23 protein-coding genes and 1 tRNA gene are annotated in these 23,703 nt (G+C 62.8%); 17 read left to right on the forward strand and 7 right to left on the reverse strand.

The features are described from left to right. Position 1: 1 nt before the first annotated feature. From BUC08_RS08295 to BUC08_RS08305, 3 genes are read left to right on the forward strand one after another with little or no spacing between them, the layout of a single operon-like run. On the forward strand, positions 2 to 1,096 hold the full coding sequence (locus BUC08_RS08295; protein WP_037927889.1) for a microcin C ABC transporter permease YejB: 1,095 nt from the start codon (positions 2 to 4) through the stop codon (positions 1,094 to 1,096). Then, the gene (locus BUC08_RS08300; protein ID WP_081855414.1) at positions 1,096 to 2,262 is read left to right on the forward strand and encodes an ABC transporter permease; all 1,167 of its coding nucleotides are present in this window, start codon (positions 1,096 to 1,098) and stop codon (positions 2,260 to 2,262) included. Before BUC08_RS08295 ends, BUC08_RS08300 begins: the two co-directional genes overlap by 1 nt. Continuing rightward, on the forward strand, positions 2,259 to 3,842 hold the full coding sequence (locus BUC08_RS08305) for an ABC transporter ATP-binding protein (RefSeq protein WP_037927892.1): 1,584 nt from the start codon (positions 2,259 to 2,261) through the stop codon (positions 3,840 to 3,842). Before BUC08_RS08300 ends, BUC08_RS08305 begins: the two co-directional genes overlap by 4 nt. 11 nt (positions 3,843 to 3,853) lie before the next feature. Here the strand turns inward: BUC08_RS08305 and BUC08_RS24585 are convergent, their stop codons facing one another. Both BUC08_RS24585 and BUC08_RS24590 read right to left on the reverse strand, forming a co-directional pair. Beyond that, positions 3,854 to 4,003 (reverse strand): hypothetical protein, encoded by a 150-nt coding sequence (locus BUC08_RS24585; RefSeq protein ID WP_156024892.1) that lies wholly within the window; start codon positions 4,001 to 4,003, stop codon positions 3,854 to 3,856. Positions 4,004 to 4,176: 173 nt separating this feature from the next. After that, positions 4,177 to 4,332 (reverse strand): hypothetical protein, encoded by a 156-nt coding sequence (locus BUC08_RS24590; RefSeq protein WP_156024893.1) that lies wholly within the window; start codon positions 4,330 to 4,332, stop codon positions 4,177 to 4,179. A gap of 116 nt (positions 4,333 to 4,448) precedes the next feature. Here BUC08_RS24590 and BUC08_RS08310 point away from each other — a divergent pair, with 116 nt between their 5' ends. Beyond that, positions 4,449 to 5,309 carry a LysR family transcriptional regulator gene (locus BUC08_RS08310; protein WP_318173652.1) on the forward strand — a complete coding sequence of 287 codons (861 nt, stop codon included), beginning with the start codon at positions 4,449 to 4,451 and terminating at the stop codon, positions 5,307 to 5,309. A 3-nt stretch (positions 5,310 to 5,312) separates the two neighbouring features. Here BUC08_RS08310 and BUC08_RS08315 read toward each other — a convergent pair whose 3' ends face one another. Both BUC08_RS08315 and BUC08_RS08320 read right to left on the reverse strand, forming a co-directional pair. Beyond that, the gene (locus BUC08_RS08315) at positions 5,313 to 6,743 is read right to left on the reverse strand and encodes a D-alanyl-D-alanine carboxypeptidase family protein (protein ID WP_081855423.1); all 1,431 of its coding nucleotides are present in this window, start codon (positions 6,741 to 6,743) and stop codon (positions 5,313 to 5,315) included. A gap of 276 nt (positions 6,744 to 7,019) precedes the next feature. Continuing rightward, complete coding sequence (locus BUC08_RS08320; RefSeq protein ID WP_037927900.1) at positions 7,020 to 7,718, reverse strand: HAD family hydrolase; 699 nt, start codon at positions 7,716 to 7,718, stop codon at positions 7,020 to 7,022. Positions 7,719 to 7,820: 102 nt separating this feature from the next. On the opposite strand from BUC08_RS08320, the gene clpS reads away from it, so the two are divergent. The 4 genes from clpS to hemF all read left to right on the forward strand — a co-directional run bounded on the left by clpS (position 7,821) and on the right by hemF (position 10,912). Continuing rightward, complete coding sequence (clpS, locus tag BUC08_RS08325) at positions 7,821 to 8,144, forward strand: ATP-dependent Clp protease adapter ClpS (protein ID WP_037915897.1); 324 nt, start codon at positions 7,821 to 7,823, stop codon at positions 8,142 to 8,144. 85 nt (positions 8,145 to 8,229) lie between these two features. Then, a complete protein-coding gene (locus tag BUC08_RS08330) occupies positions 8,230 to 9,198 on the forward strand; it encodes a class I SAM-dependent methyltransferase (protein WP_037927903.1) in 969 nt (322 codons plus the stop codon). 10 nt (positions 9,199 to 9,208) lie between these two features. After that, entirely contained in the window at positions 9,209 to 10,009 is an 801-nt protein-coding gene (locus BUC08_RS08335) for an SDR family NAD(P)-dependent oxidoreductase (protein ID WP_037927906.1), read from the forward strand. 9 nt (positions 10,010 to 10,018) lie between these two features. After that, complete coding sequence (gene hemF, locus BUC08_RS08340) at positions 10,019 to 10,912, forward strand: oxygen-dependent coproporphyrinogen oxidase (protein WP_037927910.1); 894 nt, start codon at positions 10,019 to 10,021, stop codon at positions 10,910 to 10,912. A 7-nt stretch (positions 10,913 to 10,919) separates the two neighbouring features. Here hemF and BUC08_RS08345 read toward each other — a convergent pair whose 3' ends face one another. Next, positions 10,920 to 11,879, reverse strand: coding sequence for a fatty acid desaturase family protein (locus BUC08_RS08345; RefSeq protein ID WP_037927912.1), 960 nt, complete (start codon positions 11,877 to 11,879; stop codon positions 10,920 to 10,922). 131 nt (positions 11,880 to 12,010) lie between these two features. Then, positions 12,011 to 12,949 carry a hydroxymethylbilane synthase gene (gene hemC, locus BUC08_RS08350; protein ID WP_037927918.1) on the reverse strand — a complete coding sequence of 313 codons (939 nt, stop codon included), beginning with the start codon at positions 12,947 to 12,949 and terminating at the stop codon, positions 12,011 to 12,013. A gap of 117 nt (positions 12,950 to 13,066) precedes the next feature. Here hemC and hemE point away from each other — a divergent pair, with 117 nt between their 5' ends. Beyond that, positions 13,067 to 14,101, forward strand: a complete 1,035-nt coding sequence (hemE, locus tag BUC08_RS08355; protein WP_037927921.1) for a uroporphyrinogen decarboxylase — start codon at positions 13,067 to 13,069, stop codon at positions 14,099 to 14,101. Between the two features lie 53 nt (positions 14,102 to 14,154). Continuing rightward, a tRNA-Met gene (locus BUC08_RS08360) sits at positions 14,155 to 14,231 on the forward strand. A 189-nt stretch (positions 14,232 to 14,420) separates the two neighbouring features. On the opposite strand, the gene BUC08_RS08365 is transcribed toward BUC08_RS08360, so the two are convergent. Next, on the reverse strand, positions 14,421 to 15,509 hold the full coding sequence (locus BUC08_RS08365; protein WP_051694515.1) for an AbrB family transcriptional regulator: 1,089 nt from the start codon (positions 15,507 to 15,509) through the stop codon (positions 14,421 to 14,423). A gap of 403 nt (positions 15,510 to 15,912) precedes the next feature. Between BUC08_RS08365 and BUC08_RS08370 the strand changes: the two genes are divergently transcribed. From BUC08_RS08370 to BUC08_RS08400, 7 genes are all read left to right on the forward strand, one after another. Beyond that, positions 15,913 to 16,953: a TRAP transporter substrate-binding protein gene (locus BUC08_RS08370; protein ID WP_037927924.1), complete on the forward strand. Its 1,041-nt coding sequence runs from the start codon at positions 15,913 to 15,915 to the stop codon at positions 16,951 to 16,953. A gap of 79 nt (positions 16,954 to 17,032) precedes the next feature. After that, complete coding sequence (locus BUC08_RS08375) at positions 17,033 to 17,614, forward strand: TRAP transporter small permease (RefSeq protein WP_037927929.1); 582 nt, start codon at positions 17,033 to 17,035, stop codon at positions 17,612 to 17,614. Between the two features lie 6 nt (positions 17,615 to 17,620). Next, the gene (locus BUC08_RS08380) at positions 17,621 to 18,973 is read left to right on the forward strand and encodes a TRAP transporter large permease (protein WP_051694518.1); all 1,353 of its coding nucleotides are present in this window, start codon (positions 17,621 to 17,623) and stop codon (positions 18,971 to 18,973) included. A gap of 10 nt (positions 18,974 to 18,983) precedes the next feature. After that, a complete protein-coding gene (locus BUC08_RS08385) occupies positions 18,984 to 20,789 on the forward strand; it encodes a feruloyl-CoA synthase (RefSeq protein ID WP_037927932.1) in 1,806 nt (601 codons plus the stop codon). A gap of 99 nt (positions 20,790 to 20,888) precedes the next feature. Next, positions 20,889 to 22,436, forward strand: a complete 1,548-nt coding sequence (locus BUC08_RS08390; RefSeq protein ID WP_037927935.1) for a benzoate-CoA ligase family protein — start codon at positions 20,889 to 20,891, stop codon at positions 22,434 to 22,436. Beyond that, complete coding sequence (locus BUC08_RS08395) at positions 22,436 to 23,245, forward strand: alpha/beta fold hydrolase (RefSeq protein WP_318173650.1); 810 nt, start codon at positions 22,436 to 22,438, stop codon at positions 23,243 to 23,245. Before BUC08_RS08390 ends, BUC08_RS08395 begins: the two co-directional genes overlap by 1 nt. Continuing rightward, complete coding sequence (locus tag BUC08_RS08400; protein WP_037927939.1) at positions 23,238 to 23,684, forward strand: DUF309 domain-containing protein; 447 nt, start codon at positions 23,238 to 23,240, stop codon at positions 23,682 to 23,684. The genes BUC08_RS08395 and BUC08_RS08400 overlap by 8 nt, the downstream gene beginning before the upstream one ends. Positions 23,685 to 23,703: the final 19 nt, after the last annotated feature.

The raw sequence follows: 23,703 nt of genomic DNA on the forward strand, positions 1-23,703 counted from the left end.
GATGGGTGCCTATATTCTAAGACGGCTGGCGTTGGTCATACCGACGCTACTGGGTATCCTTTTGGTCAACTTCGTGCTGACGCAATTTGTGCCCGGCGGTCCCGTCGAACAGGCCATCGCCCGCGCCCAGGGCGGCGGTGACGTCTTCGAGGGCTTTGCCGGTGGCAACAACGATGCCGGTGGCATGGACGCGCTGAACACGGCGTCGGACAGCAAATACATCGGTGCCCGCGGCCTGCCGCCCGAGTTCATTAAGGAGCTTGAGAAAGAGTTCGGCTTTGACAAGCCGCCCGCAGAGCGGTTCCTGCGGATGATCTGGAACTATATGCGCTTTGATTTCGGAGAGAGCTATTTCAGGTCGGTCAGCGTGGTCGATCTGATCATCGAAAAGCTGCCCGTGTCGATCACGCTGGGGCTTTGGTCGACGCTGATCGCCTATATGATCTCGATTCCGCTGGGCATCCGAAAGGCGGTCAAGGACGGGTCTAAATTCGACACGTGGACGTCGGGTGCCATCATCGCGGCCTATGCCATCCCTGGCTTCCTGTTCGCGATCCTGCTGCTGGTGCTGTTTGCTGGTGGGTCTTATTGGCAGATATTCCCGCTGCGCGGCCTGACCTCGGACGATTTTCACACGCTCAGCGCCTGGGGCAAGGTCAAGGACTACGCCTGGCACATCACGCTGCCGGTTCTGGCCAGCACAATCGGTGCCTTTGCCACGCTGACCCTGCTGACCAAGAACAGCTTTCTCGACGAGATCAAGAAACACTATGTCATGACCGCCCGCGCCAAGGGGCTGTCGGAGCGCCGCGTGCTGTATGGCCACGTCTTCCGCAACGCGATGCTGATCGTGATCGCGGGGTTTCCGGCGGTGTTTATCGGCGTGTTCTTTGGCGGCTCGATCATTATCGAGACGATCTTTTCGCTGGATGGCCTGGGGCGTCTGGGGTTCGAGGCAGCGGTGGCGCGCGACTACCCGATCGTATTCGGCACGCTGTTCATCTTTGGCCTGATCGGTCTGTTGGTCGGCATCCTGTCGGACCTGATGTATGTGCTGGTCGATCCGCGCATTGATTTCGAGCGGAGGGAAGGCTGATGGTGCACGAAACCGATCCCGCCATCGCGCAACCGGTTCTGGCCCCGCGCCGCCGGACCTTTGGCCTGTCACCACTGAACAAACGCCGCTGGAACAACTTCAGGAAAAACCGCCGTGCCTTCTGGTCGCTGTGGATTTTCGCGGTGCTGTTCGGGCTGAGCCTGTTCGCCGAGTTTCTGGCCAACGACAAACCGATCCTCGTCCGGTATCAGGGCGAATTCTACACGCCGATCTGGAACTTTTACCCGGAAACCGACTTTGGCGGCGATTTCCAGACCGAGGCCGTTTACCGCGACCCCGAGGTGAAATGCCTGATCGCCACGGGCGGCATGGATGCCTGTTTCGACGACCCCGACGCGCTGATTGCTGATGCGGCAGACGGCGAGATCGACGGACAGAAGATTGACCGCGGCTGGTCCATCTGGCCGCTGATCCCCTATTCGTTCAACACCGCCGTGGACCGTCCCGGCGCGGCACCCTTGCCGCCAAACCGTCAGAACCTGCTGGGCACCGACGCGACCAAACGTGACGTGCTGGCGCGGGTCATCCACGGGTTCCGGCTGTCTATCCTGTTCACGCTGATCGTCACCGGCGTGGCCAGCATCATCGGGATCATCGCGGGCGCGGTTCAGGGGTTTTTCGGAGGCTGGGTCGATCTGATCTTTCAGCGGATCATCGAGATCTGGTCCTCGACCCCCAGCCTGTATGTCATCATCATCATGTTCGCGATATTGGGGCGCAGTTTCTGGCTGCTTGTGTTCCTGCTGGTGCTGTTCAGTTGGACAGGTCTGGTCGGCGTGGTGCGCGCCGAATTCCTGCGTGCGCGCAACCTGGAATACGTGCGCGCGGCACGGGCGCTGGGCGTGGGGAACATGACGATCATGTTCCGCCACATGCTGCCCAACGCGATGGTGGCGACACTGACCATGCTGCCCTTTCTCATCACCGGCACGATTTCGTCCCTGGCGGTCCTCGACTTCCTCGGCTTTGGCCTGCCATCGTCGGCCCCGTCGCTGGGCGAACTGACCTTGCAGGCCAAACAGAACCTGCAAGCACCGTGGCTGGCCTTTACCGCCTTCACCGTGTTCGCGGTGATGCTGTCGCTGTTGATCTTTATCTTTGAGGGCATCCGCGATGCCTTTGATCCGCGAAAGACCTTTTCATGACTGATCCCATCCTCAAGGTGGAAAACCTGCGCGTGTCGTTCCGCCAGGACGGCGCACTGACCGATGCCGTCAAAGGCGTCTCTTTCTCGGTCTCGCGCGGGGAAACCGTGGCGCTGGTGGGCGAAAGCGGCTCAGGCAAGTCGGTGTCGGCACTGTCCACCGTGTCGCTGCTGGGCGACAGCGCGCATGTTTCGGGCTCTGTCACCTATGACGGGCAAGAGATGATCGGAGCCAGCGATGCGCTTCTGCGGAAGGTGCGGGGCAACGACATTTCCTTTATCTTTCAAGAGCCGATGACCTCGCTCAACCCGCTGCACACCATTGAAAAGCAGCTGACCGAAAGCCTGGCCCTGCACCAGGGGCTGACCGGCAAGGCCGCGCGTGCGCGTATCCTGGAACTGATGGACAAGGTCGGCATCCGCGACGCCGAAAGCCGTCTGGGTGCCTATCCGCACCAACTGTCCGGCGGGCAGCGTCAGCGTGTGATGATAGCCATGGCGCTGGCCAACCAGCCCGACGTGCTGATCGCGGACGAACCCACCACGGCGCTGGACGTGACAATTCAGGCGCAAATCCTCGACCTGCTGGCCGACCTCAAGCAGACCGAGAACATGGGGATGCTGTTCATCACCCACGATCTGGGCATCGTGCGCCGCATCGCCGACCGCGTGTTCGTGATGCGCCACGGCGAAGTGGTCGAAAGCGGTCCCACGTCAGAGATTTTCGCCAACCCGCAGCACGACTACACCAAGATGCTGCTGAACGCCGAACCCTCGGGAGCACCCGAACCCGTGGCCGCGGATGCGCCTGTCGTGGCCGAGATCGAACACCTGAAAGTCTGGTTCCCGATCCAGACCGGCCTGATGCGGCGCACCACCGGTCATGTAAAGGCGGTGAATGACGCCAGCCTGACGGTGCGCGCGGGCGAAACCGTGGGGATCGTCGGTGAAAGCGGCTCGGGCAAGACGACGCTGGCGCTGGCCATCATGCGGCTGATCTCCTCCGAGGGGCGGATCGTCTACATGGGGCAGGACGTGCGCAAATGGTCGACGCGCGAACTGCGCCGGTTGCGGTCGGAAATGCAGATCGTGTTCCAGGACCCGTTCGGGGCGCTCAGCCCGCGCATGACCTGCGCCCAGATCATCGCCGAGGGACTGACAGTGCACAAGGTCGACGCCCACCGCGACCGCCGCGAACTGGTCAGCGAAGTCATGGTCGAGGTGGGCCTGGACCCCGCCACGATGGACCGTTACCCGCACGAGTTTTCAGGCGGCCAGCGCCAGCGCATCGCCATCGCCCGTGCCATGGTGCTGCGCCCCAAGCTGGTGGTGCTGGACGAACCCACAAGCGCGCTGGACATGACTGTGCAGGTGCAGATCGTCGAACTTCTGCGCAACTTGCAGAAGAAATACGGGCTGGCCTATCTGTTCATCAGCCACGACCTGAAAGTCGTGCGGGCGATGTCACATCAGGTGATGGTGATGAAACAGGGCGATGTGGTTGAACACGGCACCGCGGCCGAGATGTTCGACAATCCGCAAACGGACTATACCCGGACGCTGCTGCAAGCGACGCACTAAGGCGTCGGGGCTTATTGTACTGTCGTCAAGACAGAGGTCTGGACGGCAGGCACCTGAAGGGCCGCCAGCCAGGTAACGGGTTGTTCTTTCGGCAGATTGACCGCCACCACGCCCAAAGTCAGCGCAACAGTCAAACCGATTGCCATGATGAAGATTTTCATGCGGTGCACTCCTTTCGCGTTGGTTGAAAGTATAACGCACAAGAACAGCTTTTCCGTCGTGGTTCAGGCAATGTTTTTTCGCGATAGGCCAGAATCTGCGCAAGGCGCGCCGGTGCGCGGCGCCATGCGAGACGCCACGGGAATCCGCGCGTTCAGTTCAGCCATCCATCCACTCACAGCTCGGTTGGATCTGTGTCACGTTGCGGCTGTACGAACCAGTGCCCCTCGGGCAGCCAGCGCTTGCGCGAGGCCTTGTCCGGGGCGTCATAAACCCGCATCTTTTCGGTCCGGGTTGCGGTTCTGAAAGTATCTGCAAGAATAGCAAGCATGATGTTTCCTTTCGGTGTTGCGCTTGTGTCCTTGAAATATGGGACCAACACGCGGATCATGCGACTCAATTGGATTTTCGTTATGTAAGCTGGGGTTTCATATGGATTGGCGACACATGCCGCCGCTCGCCGCGCTGCGGGCTTTTGCGGCCTTTGCCGAAAAGGGCACCTTGGTGGGGGCAGGGGACACTTTGGGCGTCAGCCACGCCGCCGTCAGTCAGCAAATCCGCAGCCTCGAGGATCATCTGGGCGTGCCGCTCGTGGACCGCACAGGCCGCAAGCTGGAACTGACAGAAGCAGGCGCTGCGCTGGCGCAGGCGTGCAGTGAAGGGTTCGGCAACATCGCCCGTACGGTCGAGGATATCACCGGTATCAGCGATGCGCGCGCGGTGCACGTCTCGACCACGCCGACCTTTGCCGCCTCGTGGCTTATGCCGCGATTGCCCGCGTTTCAGGCGGATTATCCGGGGATCAAGCTGTTGATCGACCCCACGCCCAAACTGGCTGATCTCAGCCCTGGCGGAATAGACCTGGCAATCCGCTACGGGGTCGGGCCGTGGGGGAACTATACCTGCCAGATGCTGGTGGAATCGCCCATCGTCGTTGTCGCGGCGCCCACGCTGATCGCAGGGCGACCCGTGAACAGCCCCGCCGATCTGGCCTGTTTGCCGTGGTTGGAAGAACTGGGCACGACCGAAAGCACCACGTGGCTGCACAATCATGGCGTCGAACAGGGCGCGGTGGCGGCCTATATGCAGATGCCGGGCAATCTGGTGCTGGATGCGGCGCGGGGCGGGCAGGGGATCGCGGTGACCGTGCGTGCCTTTGTCGAGGCGGATATCAAGGAAGGGCGTCTGGTGCAGTTGTTTGAAGAGCCGCGGGCAGGGGCGGGCTATCATCTGGTGACGCGGCCCGGTGTCATGCGGCCGGGTTTGCGCACCTTTGTGCGCTGGCTGGCCCGTCAGGTGCCAGCGTAGGGTCTAGGACGAGGGGCCGACCATAAAGCAGGTGACGTTGCGGGCTTGCAGCCTGCGACAGGCCAAATCGGCGGTGTCGCGGGTCATGCCAACGAAATGCGCCTCGTAACCTTGGGGGCGACGCACGACCTTGCGCAGCGCGCCGTCCAGCGTGGCCATTTCCGACAGGGCGGTTTTCAGCAATACCTTCTCCGCCGCATAGTGGCTGGGGTAACGGCCCACGTTCACACCCCAATGGTGCCCGCCCGAGGTGGACAGGCGGGTGACGACTTCGGGCTCTGTCTCGGCAGCGACGGCCTTTGTGGCGGCGGCTGAGGTGTCGACGCTGGCCAGAACCACGTCTTCGGGGCGCGCTTCGGGGCGCACCGAAGTCGACTTGGGTGCAGCCTTGGCCACGGTGACGGGTTTGGCGTCGGCAATCGCTGCGGCCTGTGCCTCGACCAGCGCGGCGGCGATGTCGTTGGGTGACACGGCAGGCGGTGGCGGGGCCTGGGCCACCAGAACCGGCTGCGGCGTCTCGCCGGGGCGCAGGGAGGGGCGCAGGCTGCGGGTGACGGCACCTGTGACGCGAATGGTCTTGCCCGCGCCCTGCGGGGTCTCGCCATTGCTGGCGACCACGACGGGTTCATCGGTATAGGCGGGCGTGGAAGGTTTGCGGACAGGCGCGTTGCTGGGCGCGCGGCGAAAGCCAAGATCCATCAGTTCGGCAACCTTGGCGTTGCGCGACGCTGTGGACTTGCCGCCAAACACGGTTGCAATGACGCGTTCGTTTCCACGTTGCGCCGAAGCTGTCAGGTTGAACCCCGCGGCGCGGGTGTAGCCGGTCTTGATCCCGTCGGCACCCTTGTAGGACGCCAGAAAACGGCGGTTGGTGTGATAGACGGTCTTGCCGCCCGCATCCGCCGAGGTGCGCGAGAACAGGTTGTAGTATTGCGGAAAGTCATACAGCAGGTGACGGCCCAGAACGGTCATGTCGTGGGCCGTGCTCAGGTGGCCCTCCTCGGTCAGACCGTTGGCGTTCTTGAAGGTGGTGCGGGTCATGCCCATTGCTTTGGCCGTGCGGTTCATACGGCGGGCAAATGCGGCCTCTGATCCGCTGATGGCCTCGCCGATTGCGGTGGCGGCATCGTTTGCGGATTTCACCGCAGCGGCGCGCACCAGATAGCGCAGCTTGATCTTTTGCCCCGGACGCAGACCCAGTTTGGACGGCTCTTCCGAGGCGGCTTTCTTCGAGACGGTCACCATCGTGTCCATCGAAATCTCGCCCTTCTCGACGGCCTCAAAGGCGATATAAAGGGTCATCATCTTGGTCAGCGACGCAGGATGCAGGCGCGCGTTGGCGTTCTGCTCGTGCAGGACCTCGCCCGTGCGGGCGTCGATCACATAAGCGGCATAGGGCGCAGCAATGGCGCTGAGCGGAAGAACCACCAGCATCCAGAATGCGACGAAAAGAAATAGCCCGAAACGGGCCGGCTGAGCGCGCCGAACCTTCACTGGAAACCTGCCTTTTATCTGCCTCGTGGCCCCCGATTTGTTCGAGTGACCGATTTATTAAGTAAAGGGTAGCATAGGTTGAATTTGTAATAAACCCTTATAATAAAGGGGAAACTGGAAATCCGCCGACGGCTTTCTGCCATATGTAGGGGTTGATCCGTCAAGCGTGTCCACACCAAGTAATGTGTTCGGAATGTGGCAGTCAGGCGGCGAAAATCAGCCTGTGCGCGAAAGCAGGTCAGGCAGCGCACCCAGATCGGGGATCTCGTGGAATCGGGGATGATCTTCCGGGCGCTCGGCGTGTTCCAGATCCCACAGCAAATCGTGCGGCACATGCACGCCCCAACCGCCCGCTTCCAGCATGGGGCGGACGTCAGACGCCATCGAATTGCCAATCATCATGCCGCGCGCCGCACCATCGTAGGCGTCGAAAATGCGGGCATAGGTTTCGGGCGTCTTGGCCGACACGATCTGCACCGCATCGAATACATCGCCCAGCCCCGATTGGGCGATCTTGCGTTCCTGGTCCAGCAAATCGCCCTTGGTGATCAAAAGCACCGGACCAATGGCCTGTGCTGCGCGCAACGCCTCGGCGGCATGGGGCAGCAGGTCGACGGGATGCTGTAGCATATCCTGTCCTGCGGCGATCAACTCGGCAATGACGGCGCCGGGCACGGCGTTGTCGGTGACGTCAAGTGCCGTCTCGATCATAGACAGCATGAAACCCTTGATGCCAAACCCATAGTGCCGGATGTTGCGCCGCTCGGCCTCCAGCAGCCGCGACATCAGCGCATCGCCATCGGTGTACGGGGCCAGCAGCTCCGCGAACCGCTCTTGCGTCAGCTTGAAAAAACGCTCGTTGTGCCACAGCGTATCGTCCGCATCGAAGGCAATAGTCGTTAAGGTTTGAGCCATAGCCGGGACTGCCTCTTTTCATGGGGCGCATGGACGTTATATAGAGGCAACAGAGACTGACAACAGATTTGGGTGACGGCTTTGAAACTCGGACAGGCGCATATGATGGCGGGCAAAGGGGACGATGAGGGCGACAGCTCTGTCATCACCGAAACCAAGCCGAAAACAAAGCGGCCGCCGTTGTACAAGGTGATGTTGCTGAACGACGACTACACGCCAATGGAATTCGTCGTGCTGGTGCTGGAACGGTTCTTTGGCCTGAACCACGCGCAGGCGTTCGAGATCATGCTGACCGTCCACAAAAAGGGACTGGCCGTCGTCGGTGTCTTTAGCCACGAGATTGCCGAGACGAAAGTGGCGCAGGTCATGGATTTCGCCCGGCGTCACCAGCATCCGCTGCAATGCACCATGGAAAAAGAAGACTGAGCGCGATGTGTTCGCACAGTCATGGATGCGTTTCCCTGACAGGGAAGCGTGATGAGGTTTTGATGACATTCCGACAGGTTGCGCCATGATCGGCGCGCGGTTGCCCTTGGCGGTCGAGGCGGGTTTCGACGCGTCCGGGCGCATCGCCGTTTTCGCACCCGCTGTCGGCGCAGATCTGGGCGCGCTCGCAGGCTGCGAGGTCATCTCACCCCTGCGCCCCGTTCATGACTATTTCGAAAGCATGGGTCTGACCTGCCGGACGGCCCCCGAGGGACGCTATGACGCCGCCGTGGTCTGTGTGCCGCGCGCCAAGTCCGAGGCGCATGTGCTGATTGCGCAGGCCTGCGCCGTAACGGATGGTCCGGTCGTGATCGACGGTCAGAAAACCGACGGCATCGACAGCATCCGCAAGGACACGCGCAAGCGCACCGAGGTGACTGAGGCCATCAACAAGGCACATGGCAAGCTTTTTTGGATGAAATCCTCGGATGCGTTCGCGGATTGGGCGCAAGGTCCCGCGCTGACAGACGGCGGGTTCTGGACCGCTCCGGGGGTGTTCTCGGCCGATGGCATCGACCCGGCCTCTGAAATGCTGGCGGCGGCCTTGCCCGAAAAGCTGGGCAAACAGGTTGCCGATCTGGGGGCGGGCTGGGGCTTTCTCGCGGCGCACATCCTGACCCGCAGTGATGTGCAGGCCGTGCATCTGGTCGAGGCGCACCACCTTGCGCTGGAATGTGCCAAACGCAACGTGACCGACCCGCGCGCCCAGTATCATTGGGCGGACGCGACGCGCTGGACACCTGACGGGCGCATCGACACGGTTGTGATGAACCCGCCCTTTCACACCACGCGCAATGCCGACCCGTCGCTGGGACAGGCCTTCGTGGCGGCGGCAGCACGGGTGTTGACCCCGCAAGGCAGCTTGTGGATGGTTGCGAACCGCCATCTGCCTTACGAGACGGCGCTGGAACAACAGTTTGCCCGCGTCGAAGACATGGGCGGCGACGGACGGTTCAAATTGACGCGGGCGACCAAGCCCAGACGCAGGACATAAGGATCAGGCGATGTCATTTTCGATTTCAGGCAAGACGGCGATTGTGACAGGGGCGGCCAACGGCATCGGCCTGGCCATCGCACGACAGTTCGCCGACAAGGGCGCCAACGTGATGTGCGCCGACATGGATGAAAAGGCGCTGATCCAGCAGTTGGGTGACAAGACGGACGAGGGCAAGATACGTTACTTTGCCGGCGACCTGCGCCAGCGTCTGACCATCGCCAACCTTGTCTCGGCGACCATCGACGCCTTTGACGGCGTCGACATCCTGGTCAATGCCTCGCGCCAGGTGATGCCAACGGATGCGCTGGATATCGAAGACACCAGCGTGGAAACCCTGTTGGAGCAAAACCTGATGACCTCGTTGCGCCTGACCCAGCAGGTTGCGCGACGCATGATCAAACAGGCCGAAGGGCAGACCGAGGGGCAGGTTGGCTCGATCATCAACCTGTCGTCCATCGCCGCCCGCCACACCCGCCCCGAGCTGTTGGGCTATTCCATCGCCTCGGCAGCGCTGGAACAGATGACGCGGTCGATGGCGCTGGCGCTGGCGCATGACCGCATCCGCGTCAACGCCGTGGCGTTCGGCTCGGTCATGTCCGCCTCGCTCAAGTCGTCGATCATGGACCACCGTGAATGGCGCGAGGACATCGAAAACCACACCCCGTTGGAACGGATCGCCAGCCCCAGCGAATTGGTGGATGCGGTGCAGTTCCTGGCATCCGAAGGCGCAGGGTTCATCACCGGCGAGACGATCACCGTGGACGGCGGGCGCAGCCTGTTGGACCCGGTCCGCGCACCGGCACACTAAGGTATCTACATGACGGAAGAGTTCACCGCCCAAAAGGCCCAAGCCAGCGCATGGTTCCGCAGCCTGCGCGACGAGATCGTGGCCGCATTCGAGGGGCTCGAGCAAAGCCACGACACCGGCCCGCTGTCCGATGCAGCTCCCGGTGCCTTCGAGGTGACCGAAACCAAACGCGCGTCGGACGATGGTTCGGACGCAGGCGGCGGACTGATGAGCGTGATGCGCGGCGGGCGCGTGTTCGAAAAGGTTGGCGTGAATGTCTCGACCGTCTACGGCACGCTGGGCGAACGCGCGCAACATGCCATGGCGGCACGCAAGGGCATTCCGGGGATGAAGGACGATCCGCGCTTTTGGGCGTCGGGCATCAGTCTGGTCGCCCATATGCAGAACCCGCATGCGCCTGCGGTCCACATGAACACCCGCATGTTCTGGACCCCGCACGCATGGTGGTTCGGCGGCGGGTCCGACCTGAACCCCTGCATTGAATATGTCCAGGACACGGCGCATTTTCATGCAACCCAACAGGCGCATCTGGACCCGCATGGCAGCGACCTGTACCCGCGTCTGAAGGCATGGGCGGATGACTATTTCTACATCCCCCACCGCAAGCGGGCGCGGGGCGTCGGCGGTATCTTTATGGACGATCATTCGACGGGCGATTGGGACGCGGATTTCGCCCTGACCCAGGACATCGGGCGTGCCTTCCTGCCGGCCTTTGTGCCGCTGGTGGCGGCGCGGCGGGTGATGCCGTGGGACGACGCCGACAAGGACGCACAACTGGTGCACCGTGGCCTCTATGCCGAATACAACCTGGTTTATGACCGCGGGACAAAATTCGGGCTGGAAACCGGCCACGACGCCAACGCGGTGCTGATGAGCCTTCCACCGTTGGCCAAATGGGTCTGAAACGGGCTTAAGCTGACTGCGGCGGCGCACTGCGCCAGCCCGCTTCCATCATCGCGGCGCGGTAGCTGGGGGCGGTGCGCATCCTGTCACCCAGCCCCTTGTCGATCAGCAGAGCGTGCATCTTTGGCAATTGCCAGCAGGGCACATGCATCACCATGTGATGCTCCAGATGATAGTTCACGTAATAGGGCGCCACCAGCGCGCGGGCGACAGGCCCCGCATGGGTGGTGCGGACATTTTGCAGCGGATTCTCCGACCGCTCGACCGCGCCATGTTCGGCAATGTTGCGCACGCGCAGGACGAACTGGAACCACGTCAGGTAAGGCAACAGCCAGAACGCCAGCCCCCACCACCACTCCCCGATCAGGCCGATGGCAACGATGATGCCCAATGACACCGGAAGGGCGCGGCCCAGCGTGTTGGACTTGAACGCCTGCGCCGATTTCGATTTGGCCGCGTCCATGGCGTCGTCGTCGCCCGCAAGCCGGACGAACATCATGATCTGTCCCGCCAGTTGCTTGATGCCCGTCTGTCCCGTCAGATCCCGCAGGAACTTGCGCCGCATCGACGCGTGGCTGGTCGGAAACTTCTCGCTGAGGACCAGATCGGGGTCCTTGTCGGTCTGCGTAAACCGGTGATGCGTCAGGTGATAGTGCCGGTAGGCGTGCAAATCGGCCATGATCGGCCAGCCGCACAGCCATTCGCCAACCCAGTCGTTCAACTTGCGCGACTTGAACAGCGCGCTGTGCGCGGCCTCGTGCATCAGGATCGCCAGCCCCAACTGCCGCGACCCGATCAGCACCACCGCCAGCAGGAACGTCACCGGATTTGGCCACAGCGCAAACAGACCGATCGCCAGCGCAATCGTGCCCCAGCAATGCGCCACCAACCACGCGCCCATCAGGTTCGAGCGTCGGGCAAGGGGGCGAATCTCGTCGCTGGTCAGATAGGCTTTGCCGGGTGTCATGGGGTCAGCGTGGGGCGTGCCGGGCCTTTGCGTCAAGCGGGACGCAACGTAGCCTTTGGGGCGCTGCCCCCGGCGCTGGCGCGCCGTCCCCGGAGTTTATTTGGCAAGATGAAGGGGGTTGGTGCCCCAGACTAATGCCAGTCGAAGAAGTCGGGGCCTGCACTTGCAAGAAGTTCCTGCGCCAGATCACGGCCCATATCAGCGCCCGCCGCAATGGGCCCGGTGCGCGTGCCTTTGATCACTTCGGACCCGTCGGGGCGCAACACTTCGCCGCGCAGGGTCAGCGTGTCGCCGTCCAGCACGGCCAGCCCCGCGATGGGGGTTTCGCACGACCCGTCCAGCGTGGCGAGAAAGGCGCGTTCCGCGGCCAGACGCTGGCCGGTGGGCGTGTGGTGGATGGCCTTCAGCAACTGCGCGGTTGCGGCATCATCTGCGCGGCGTTCAATGCCGATGGCGCCTTGGGCAATGGCGGGCAGCATGTCGGCCGTGTCGATGGGGGTGGCGGGCACATCCGTCATGTTCAGCCGGTTCAGGCCGGCAGAGGCCAGAAATGTCGCCACGGCCACGCCGTCGTCCAGCTTGCGCAGGCGGGTTTGCACGTTGCCGCGAAACTCGACCACATTCAGGTCGGGACGGCGGTGCAGCAATTGCGCGCGACGGCGCAGCGACGAGGTGCCGACAGTGGCCCCCTGCGGCAGATCCGCAATGGCGCTGTGGGTCAGCGAGACAAACGCGTCGCGCACATCCTCGCGCGGCAGGTAGGTGTCCAGCAGCAGGCCGGGGGGCTGTTCGGTGGGCATGTCCTTCATCGAATGTACCGCGATGTCGATCTTGGCCGCCGACAGGTCCTGTTCGATCTCGCGGGTGAACAGCCCCTTGCCGCCAATCTCTTTCAGCGCACGGTCCTGTATCAGGTCGCCAGTGACCTTGATCACCACGATTTCAAACGCTGCGTGCGGCAGGTCAAAGGCCGCCGCCAGCCGGTCGCGCGTCTCGTAAGCCTGCGCCAGCGCCAGCGGCGATCCACGGGTGCCGATTTTCAGAGGGCGGTCGGGGGAGGGCAGGGTCACGTCACGCGGGCCTTCGGCTGGGAAACAGGTGTGTCACGGTGTCCTGCCATCGCAGGCCCGACTTGACAAGTGCCCCGCGCCAATAGACCTCACCCCATGACAACAAGGGGACAGCGGATGACCGGGAACAAAACGATTTTGCGCGCACTTGCAGGCGAGACGCTGGATGTGCCGCCAATCTGGATGATGCGGCAGGCGGGGCGCTATTTGCCCGAGTACAAGGCGACGCGCGCGCAGGCGGGGGATTTCCTGTCGCTGTGCTACAATCCCGAACTGGCCTGCGAGGTGACCTTGCAGCCGATCCGCCGCTACGGGTTTGACGCCGCGATCCTCTTTGCCGACATCCTGCTGGTGCCGCAAGCGCTGGGCGCGGACCTGTGGTTTGTCACCGGCGAAGGTCCGCGCCTCAGCACGGTCACCACGCAGGCGGACTTCGACAAGCTGGGTCCGGTGTCGGACATTCACGAAACCCTGTCGCCGATCTATCAGACCGTGCGCCTGCTGACCGAAGCATTGCCGCGCGAGACCACGCTGATCGGCTTTGCCGGCGCGCCGTGGACCGTGGCCACTTATATGATTGCCGGCAAGGGCACGCCGGATCAGGGACCGGCCCACGCGCTGAAGGCCGAGAATGTGACCCTGTTCGAGGCGTTGCTGGAGCGGATCACGCAGGCCACCATCGAATACCTGTCGACGCAGATCGACGCCGGTGCCGAAGTGGTCAAGATTTTCGACAGTTGGGCCGGATCACTGAAAGGCGCTGATTTCGAACGCTACAGCCTTGAGCCGGCCCGCCAGATCACCGCAGCCCTCAAGGCGCGCCATCCCGGCATTCCGATCATCGGCTTCCCGCGTGAGGCGGGCGAGAAATACGTGGGCTTTGCCAAGGCAACCGGCGTGGACTGTGTGGCCTTGGACAATTCGGTCGCGCCCGAATGGGCGGCCGCCCATGTGCAAGTTGATGGCTGTGTTCAGGGCAATCTCGCCTCGCATCACATGGTGACGGGCGGTCAGGCGCTGGTGGACGAGACACGGGCGATTGTGAAAGCGTTTTCCAATGGGCCGCATATCTTCAATCTGGGCCATGGAATCACGCCAGATGCCGACCCGGACAACGTCCAATTGATGATAGATACAGTTCGCGAAGGATAACGTCCGTTTCAGGGTTGACCTGACCGCGTGCCTGTCATACTTCGCACGCCGATGGCGCGGTAGCTCAGTTGGTTAGAGCGATCGACTCATAATCGATAGGTCGGGAGTTCAAGTCTCCCCCACGCCACCACCTTTCACCAACATCTCGGGACTTGACGGATCGCCATGCGGCAGGCCCGACTGACGCCCGCCGCTTGCGCGGCAGTCTGAGTGCGGGAGTTCAAGTCTCCCCCACGCCACCACCTTTCACCAACATCCCGGGACTTGACGGATTGCCATGCGGCAGGCCCGACTGACGGCCCGCCGCTTGCGCCACGATCTATTGCTGGTCAGGCCTGCGCAACCTTGGCAGGGCCCAGCCTGCAATGCTGACCGCCAGCACGATGCGGAACAGGTGGTGGACCGTCACGGCCACCGGGCTGATTCCCAGGCTGAGTGCGACGAGGCCCATTTCGGTCACACCGCCGGGGGCCAGGCTGATGATCAGCGCAATCAACGGCAGGCTGGACCATGGCGCCAGAATCGCAGCAAAGCCCACGGCCACCGACAGCATCACCGCCACGCTGATACAGCCAAAGCCAAACGCCCGCGCGAGGCTGCGCAGGGACGATCCGGCGAACAGCACCCCCAAACCGGCCCCGATGACCAGTTGTGCGGCAGAGAGCAGCCAGCGCGGGCTTGCCACGTCCAGCACGCCGCTGCCGTGGGCAATGGCGCTCAGCAGCATGGGGCCGATCATGTAGGATGCAGGCAGGCGCAGCACACGGCCCAGCCAGATACCGATGCCGCAGAGGACTGCGATTTCCGCCAGGTCCAGCAGCCCCGCTGGCGTGGCGTCAAACGCTTGCCCCGCCGCGCTTCCGACCACGATGCCGGTGGCTAGGTAATAGGCGGTGGGGATGGCGATGATCACCAGAACGACGCGGGCAAAATGCTGGGTGCTCAGCACGCGCGGGTCGGCCCCTGCGGCTTCGCCCAGGGTCACCGCTTCGATCAGCCCGCCGGGCATCGCGGCGAAAAAGGCGGTCACGGAATCAAAACCCGCCAGCCTGCGATAGATCAGAAAGCTGGCGGCATGGGTACAGACCACGAAGGGAACCACCGCCAGCACGGACAGCCACAGTTGCGGCAACTGTTCGAGAAGTGTCGGCGAAAACGTCGCCCCGATCATGACACCAATCAACGAGACACTGGCCTTGCGCATGGTTTGCAACACGGGTCGCGCCGCGGTGTCGGGTTGTCCTGCGCTGCGCCAGACGGACCAGGCACCAACCAGAATCAATGCGCCCAAAAGAAAGGGCAGCGGCGCGCCCAGCCCGTTCGCAACCGCAGCGCCAATTGCCCCGATCAGCAGGATCAACCCCGTGGGGCGCAGCTCGGCGCGGCCGTCGGCGAGGGTAAAAGGCATATAAACGTTCCGTTCCGTGTGTTGCGCGCATTTGCGCAGAGACGCATGCGGACTTCCAGACGACATCGCCAGATACGCCGCCATTGCGACGCCAACAAAGGGGGATTTTTGCGCTGTATGTGGGTTGATATGGCATTATTTTGCAGAAATCTTGCACCCGACCATGCGATATTCGCCATGAAAACAAAGGCTTTCGGGGTGTCCTGCGCCGGGCTGTCTGAAATTGTGATCACCGTTTAACTGGAATCTGTTCTATCGTGCACAATTACAGATCGGTGACTTTGGTTTAGGAGGGGGCAAAGGTTACAAAATTGGGTGACAGCCCAACGACCTTGCCCTACCAATTCGCCGCAACGACACACGTCAGACCCGCCACAAGAGCGGGTCATTAGGGAGGACGACCATGACCATCACTCGTAAATCATTTCTGTCGCTTGCAGGCGCCGCCGTGCTGGCGCTGGGGCTGGGAACGGCACCCGCGTCGGCTCAGGAGGTCACGCTGAGCCTGCACCAGTTCCTGCCAGCGCAGGCCAACGTGCCGCGTCTGGTGCTGGATGTCTGGGCCGACAATGTGGAGAAGGACAGCGGCGGGCGTATCAAGGTCGACCGTTATCCTTCGATGCAACTGGGCGGCACTCCGCCAGAGCTGATGGATCAGGCAATTGATGGCGTCGCGGACATCGTCTGGACCGTTGTCGGCTATACCCCCGGTCGCTATCCATCGACCGAAGTGTTCGAACTGCCCTTCATGATGACCAATGCCCGCGCCGCAAGCCGCGCCTATTGGGAAATGTTCGAAGAGCACATGAAGGACACCGAGTTCAAAGATGTACATATTCTGGGCACTTGGGTACATGGTCCGGGCATGATCCACGCCAACCGCGAGATCAAGGTGCCGGCCGATATGGCCGGTCTGAAGATCCGCGGCGGGTCGCGCCTGATCAACGACTATCTGTCGGTTCTGGGGGCCACCCCCGTTGGGATGCCCGTCCCCGCCGTGTCCGAAGGTCTGTCCAAGGGCGTGATCGACGGCACCACCATCCCGTGGGAAGTCACCAGCGCGCTGAAAGTGCCGGAACTGGTGAAAAACCACACCGAGTTCGAAGGCAAGGCGCTGTACGTCCTGACCTTTGTTCTGGCGATGAACAAGGACCGCTACGACTCGCTGCCTGATGACCTGAAAAAGGTGATCGACGACAACTCCGGCGTCGAGTTCTCGGTCTTTGCCGGTGGCACGCAAGCGGATGCCGATGGACCGGCGCGCGAAGCGGCAGTTGCCTTGGGCAACAACATCGTGACCGTGTCCGAAGAGGACGCCAAAGCATGGCGTGACGCGGCCCAGCCCGTCTATGACGCCTGGATCGCTGACATGGAGAGCAAAGGCATCGACGGTCAGGCGCTGATCGACGAAGCCACCATGCTGATGGAAAAATACAGCCAGTAATCGGACCTGTGCGCAGCGGCATGTGGAGGCACATGTCGCTGCTTTTCCTCGTATTCCCCACCCACAACCCGGAGTCCTCATGACACGCCTGGTCACCTGGCTTGCCCGCGCCACTGCCGTTCTTGGTGGTCTTGTTCTTTGTGCACTGATTGTGCTGACAACGCTGTCGATCATCGGGCGCAGTCTGAACAAGCTGTTTCACACCGGCATCGCGCAATCCGCTTTTGGGGGGCTGTCAAACTGGGCGATCAATGCAGGCGTGGGCGAGATCAACGGCTCGTACGAGCTGCTTGAGGCAGGCGTGGCCTTTGCCATCTTTGCGTTTTTTCCGGTCTGCCAGCTTTATTCCGGTCACGCGACGGTGGATGTGTTCACATCCGCCCTGCCGCCACGTGGGCTGGCGGCGTTGCGCGCGTTCTGGGAGATCGTGCTGGCCGCCACCATCGTGTTCCTGACCTTCCGGCTGGCCGATGGGATGATGCGCTATGTGAACAACGGTGAAACCACGCTGTTTCTGCAATTTCCCGTCTGGTGGAGCTATGCCGCCAGCGTTGTTGCGGCCACGGTCGCATCCATCACGGCGGTGTATTGCGCCTGTGCCCGCATCGCCGAGGTGGCCTTGGGCCGCGCGGTCATGCCCAGCGATCAGATAGGGGAATAATCCGCGATGCAATGGTTCCTTGACCTTTTGCCCCTGTCCGACCTCAGCCGTATCGAGCTTGGGTTCTGGTCGTTCCCGATCCTGCTGGGGCTGATCTTTTTGCGCGCGCCCATCGGCCTTGCCATGCTGCTGTGCGGCTTTGGCGGCTGGTATTTCGCCATGAACGGCAACCCGACGCCGCTGCTGGCCAAGCTGAAATCCGAGACCTATTCGACCTTTTCCAGCTATTCGCTGACGATCATCCCGATGTTCCTGCTGATGGGCCAGTTCGCCACGCTGTCGGGCATGTCCACCGCACTGTTCAAGGCCGCCGAAAGCTTTCTGGGCCACCGGCGCGGCGGGGTGGCCATGGCCGCCGTCGGCGCCTGCGCAGGCTTTGGCGCGATCTGCGGGTCGTCATTGGCCACCGCCGCCACCATGAGCCGCGTGGCCCTGCCGGAACTGCGCCGCTATGGCTATTCGGGCGGGTTTTCCACCGCGACACTGGCGGCGGGGGGCACGCTGGGCATCCTGATCCCGCCCTCGGTCATTCTGGTGATCTACGCGATCATCACCGAACAGAACATAGCCAAGCTGTTTCTGGCCGCGTTCATCCCCGGCATTCTGGCAGCGGTCGGCTATGTCATCACCATTTCGATCTATGTGCGCCTGTACCCCGATTCCGCAGGCACCCGCGCACCGCAACCGATGTCCGAACGCTGGAAGGCTCTGGCCGAGACATGGCCGGTTCTGCTGATCTTTGGCCTTGTCGTGGGCGGGATTTACGCGGGTTGGTTCACGCCCACCGAAGGCTCTGCCGTGGGGGCCGCGGGCACCGGGCTGGTGGCGCTGGTGTCGGGCAACCTGAACTGGGCGGTGTTCCGCGATTCGCTGATCGGCACGGCCAAGACCACCGCGATGATCTTTTTCATCGTGCTGGGGGCGGGGTTCTACAACGGCTTTCTGGCGCTGTCGGGCGTGCCGCAGTTCATGGCCGATTACGTGCTGGGGCAGGGCCTCAGCCCGTGGGTCGTGCTGATCATCATTCTGGTGTTCTACATGATTTTCGGCTGCGTGATGGACAGCCTGTCGATGATCCTGCTGACGGTGCCGATCTTTTTCCCCGTCATCTCGGCGATGGATTTCGGCATGTCGCCCGAACATGTGGCGATCTGGTTCGGTATCCTTGTGCTGATCGTGGTCGAGGTCGGGCTGATCACGCCCCCCGTGGGGATGAACCTGTTCATCATCAACGCGATGGACCGCACGACCCCGATCACCGAGACCTACAAGGCGGTGATGTTCTTTGTCGGCAGTGACATCGTCAGGGTGGCGATCCTTGTCGCCTTTCCGGCCATCACGCTGTTCCTGATTCCCTAGAGGTTCCCAGATGTCCCATACGCCGATCCTTGCCCCACATTCCGTGACTCGCGAGGATCGCGCGGACGGGTCCATTCTGCTGCGGGCGGATGCACCGCTGGGCGAGGTGGCACGCAACAGCGGCGTCTGGCTGGACCATTGGGCGCAGACCACGCCCGACGCGGTGTTTCTGGCGGAACGGTCGGGCGCAGGCTGGCGGCGCGAAAGCTACGCCAGCGCACGGCAAAAGGCGCGGGCGATTGCGGGGTGGCTGCTGGGCCAGGGCATGGGGCCGGACACGCCGGTGCTGATCCTGTCGGGCAACAGCATCGACCACGCGCTGCTGACGCTGGGGGCGCATTACGTCGGCGTGCCGACGGTGCCCGTGGCCGAACAGTACACGCTGATCCCCGCAGCACACGGACGGCTGGACTATGTGGTGAACCTGGTCAAGCCCGCCCGCGTTTTTGCCGCCGATGGCGCGGCCTATGCGGCGGGGCTGGCGCGGGCGAACTGTCCTGCGATTGCGTCCGATCCGGGCGATACCGGCGCCACGCCGCTGGCCGATCTGCTGGCCCATTCCGATGCCGGTGTCGATGCGGCCTTTGCCGCGGTCGGGCCGGATACGGTGGCCAAGATCCTGCTCACATCAGGCTCTACCTCGGACCCCAAGGGGGTTCTGACCACCCAACGGATGATGACCACCAACCAGACCCAGCTCGCCCAAGGCTTGCCGTTCCTGCGCCAGCGTCCGCCGGTGATCGTGGACTGGCTGCCGTGGAACCACGTTTTTGGCGGCTCGCATAATTTCAACATGGTGCTGTCGGGCGGCGGCAGCCTGTACATCGACGATGGCAAACCGCTTCCCGCGCTGTTCGGGCGCACGCTGGAGAACCTGTCGCTGGTGTCCGGCACGGTCAGCTTTAACGTGCCTGTGGGCTTTGCCCAGCTTCTGACAGCACTTCAGAACGATGCGGCCCTGCGCGAGACGTATTTCCGCGACCTCGACATGATCTTTTACGCCGGTGCGTCCTTGCCGCAAGAGACATGGGCCGGGCTGGAGGCGCTGGCCGCCCAGACCGGCGGCCGCGTGCCGCTGATCACCTCGTCCTGGGGGCTGACCGAAACCGCACCGGGGGCCTTGCTGCAACAGGTGCCTGCACGCGGTGCCGGTATCGTCGGCGTGCCCCTGCCGGGGATCACGGTCAAGCTGGTGCCTGACGCCGACATGCGCTGTGACGTGCGGGTCAGCGGGCCGTCGATCATGCGGGCCTATCTGGACAACCCCGCCAAAACGGCCGAGGCGTTCGACGACGAGGGGTTCTTTATCACCGGCGATGCGATGCGGTTTGTCGATGAGGCCGACCCCAACCTTGGTCTGCGCTTTGACGGGCGCATGTCCGAAGACTTTAAACTGATGACCGGCACATGGGTGCAGGCGGCGAACCTGCGGCTTGAGATGCTGGCGTTGCTGGCCCCCTATGCCGCCGACATCGTGGTGACGGGGCAGGGGCGCGACCAGATCGGCATCCTGATCGTGCCGAACCGCGCGGCCATCGCCAAGGCCGGGATGACGCTGGAGGCGGACAAGGGTGCCTGTACCTGCCCCGCGCTGGCCGACATCCTGCGCGACCGCTTGCGGGTCAGGGCGACAGAGGCGACAGGATCTGCCACACGCGTCACCCGCGCTCTGATTCTGTCGGACCCGCCCGACATGGGCGAGGGCGAGGCGACGGCCAAGGGCAATATCAACTTTGCCAGATTGCTGGCCCGTCGCGCGGGTCTGGTGGACCGGCTTTATGATGATGCGGACCCTGCAACCGTCACGATCCTGTGAAATCTTGCACTAAGTTGCGCAAAGTTGGCGCTCCTGTTGCGATATCCGGAAATTGGCGCACGATAGCGCACAATAGGGATGTCTTTGGGAGGAGCGTCAATGTCCAGCTTAGCCAGCGCGAATGCAGCCAGCTATTTTGTTGATCGTCACGTTGAAGAGGGGCGTGGCGACAAGGTTGCCTTTCGGGAATATGGCAGCGGACGCAGCCTGACCTACGGTGCGTTGGCCGATGCCTCGGGACGGGTCGCCACCGCTTTTGCCGCGCACGGCGTGGTGCCGGAACAGCGGGTCGCCATGCTGGTGCTGGACACCATCGAATTCCCGCAAATCTTCTGGGGTGCGCTCAAGGCGGGGGTCATTCCGGTCCCGCTGAACACGCTGCTGGCCACATCGGTCTATGACGCGATCCTGCGTGACAGCCGTGCCACGACGCTGTTCGTGTCGGATGTGCTGTATGACACGGTCGCACCGGCGCTGGCCGACAATCCGTTCGTGAAAACCGTTGTCGTGATCGGGGGTGCAGCACCTGACGGCACCATATCCTATCAGACATTCCTGGACACCGCCGACGCCCCCACCGTGGCCTTTGACGCGAATGCGGACGAGGTGGCGTTCTGGCTGTATTCCTCTGGGTCCACCGGCCAGCCCAAGGGCGTGCACCACATTCATTCCAGCCTGAAAGCCACCGCAGACACCTACGGCGCACAGGTGCTGGGCGTGCGCGAGGATGATGTTGTGTTCTCGGCAGCCAAGTTCTTTTTCGCCTACGGCCTTGGCAATGCGATGACCTTTCCGATGGCGGTTGGTGCGACCACCGTGCTGTTTGCGGGACGCCCCACGCCGGACAGCGTCGTGGATATTCTGAACACCGAACAGCCCACCGTGTTCTGCGGGGTTCCGACACTCTACGCCGCGCTGGTTGCCTACATGGACAAAAACGGCGCGGCAAGCGCGCCCCTGCGCCGCTGTATCTCGGCGGGCGAGGCATTGCCCGAGGATGTGGGAACGCGCTGGGAGAAACACACAGGTGTCGAGATCCTCGATGGTGTCGGATCGACCGAGATGCTGCACATCTTCCTCAGCAACCGTCCCGGTGATGTGGTCTATGGCACCTCGGGCGTGGCGGTGCCGGGCTATGCGGTGCGGTTGGTGGACGAGGCGGGGCAGGACGTGGCCACCGGCGAGGTGGGCGAACTGCTGGTGCAGGGCGACAGCGCCGCCAGTTGCTATTGGAACCAGCGCGCCAAGACGCGCACCACGTTCGAGGGCACCTGGACCCGCACCGGCGACAAATACGAATGCCGCGATGACGGGCGGTTCGTCTACTGCGGGCGCACTGATGATATGTTCAAGGTCTCGGGCATCTGGGTCAGCCCGTTCGAGGTGGAAAGCGCCATCATCAGCCACGCCGATGTGCTCGAGGCCGCAGTGGTCGCCGCGCGCGATGACGACGGGTTGGAAAAGCCCAAGGCGTTCGTGGTGCTGAACGCAGGCGTGTCACCCGACGGCATCGAGGCCGCGCTGAAAGAGCATGTGAAAACGAAAATCGGCAAATGGAAATATCCGCGCTGGATCGCCTGTGTCGATGAATTGCCCAAGACGGCAACCGGCAAGATCCAGCGTTTCAAACTGCGAGAGGATGCATGATGGACTGGACCAACGGATTTATCGAAGTGGGTGGGGCATCGCTGGAATACGCCTGTTTTGGCGCGGCACCGGGGGATGCACCCACGCTGGTGATGCTGCACGAGGGGCTGGGCAGCGTGGCGCAATGGCATGACTTGCCACAGACGCTGGCCGATCAGACAGGCTTTGGCGTGCTGGCCTATTCGCGGGCGGGCTACGGGCAGTCCAGCGCCGCCAGCCTGCCGCGCCCGCTGGATTACCAGACGCGCGAGGCGGTGGACGTGCTGGGGCCGCTGCTGGATGCAGCCGGTGTGCAGGACTGCGTGTTGCTGGGCCATTCGGATGGCGCGACCATTGCCGCGATATATGCGGGCAGCGTCAGCGACATGCGGGTGCGCGGGTTGATCCTGATCGCGCCGCATTTCTTTACCGAGCCGGGTGGGCTGGCCGCGATTGCAGCGACCAGGGACGCCTATGAAAACGGTGACCTCAAACAGAAGCTGGCCAAATACCACGCCCATCCCGACAACGCCTATTACGGCTGGCACGACATCTGGACGCATCCCGACTATGCCAAATGGAATGTCGCGGACAGCATCGACCACTGGCGTATTCCCGTGCTGGCGGTGCAGGGCACGGCCGATCCTTACGGCACGATGGCCCAGATCGACGAGATTGACAGCCGTATCTATTCGCCACTGGAAACGCTGGTCCTTGATGGTGTCGGCCACGCGCCCCACCGCGAGGCGACCGAGCAGACCGTCGCCGCCATCACCGAATTCTGCGCGCGGCTCAAGCGCATGGAAGAGGCCGAGGTGGAACTTGCCTGAGCTGCCCGGCGGCACCCCTGCGCCGGCGCACGCCTATGTGCCCGGCCAGACGGCCCGCCACCCCGAGGGCTGGTTCGATCCGCTGAAAACGGTCAACGCCGACCCTTTCGACAGCCCCGCGATGCGGGCCGGTCTGGATTATCTGCACGCCGGATATTTCTGGGAATGCCACGAGGTTCTGGAAGCTGTCTGGCTGGCGCTGCCCGATCCCTCCGCCGAACGACACATGGTGCAGGCGGTGATCCAGCTGGCCAACGCGCGGCTGAAGCTGGCGATGGGCCGGCCCAAGGCCACGCTGCGTCTGTGCGCCATGGTGCAGGAACATCTGGTCGCAGGCCGCGCCAGCCGCCCGATTCCCGGTGCGACGCCAACCGAATTGCTGGAATGGGCCGCGAATGCTGCGGAACTGGCCGCTGAAGCCGCTGATGGTGAACTATAATGCCATATATACGCAATAT

It is taken from the genome of Pseudosulfitobacter pseudonitzschiae (assembly GCF_900129395.1).
GTDB lineage: Bacteria > Pseudomonadota > Alphaproteobacteria > Rhodobacterales > Rhodobacteraceae > Pseudosulfitobacter > Pseudosulfitobacter pseudonitzschiae.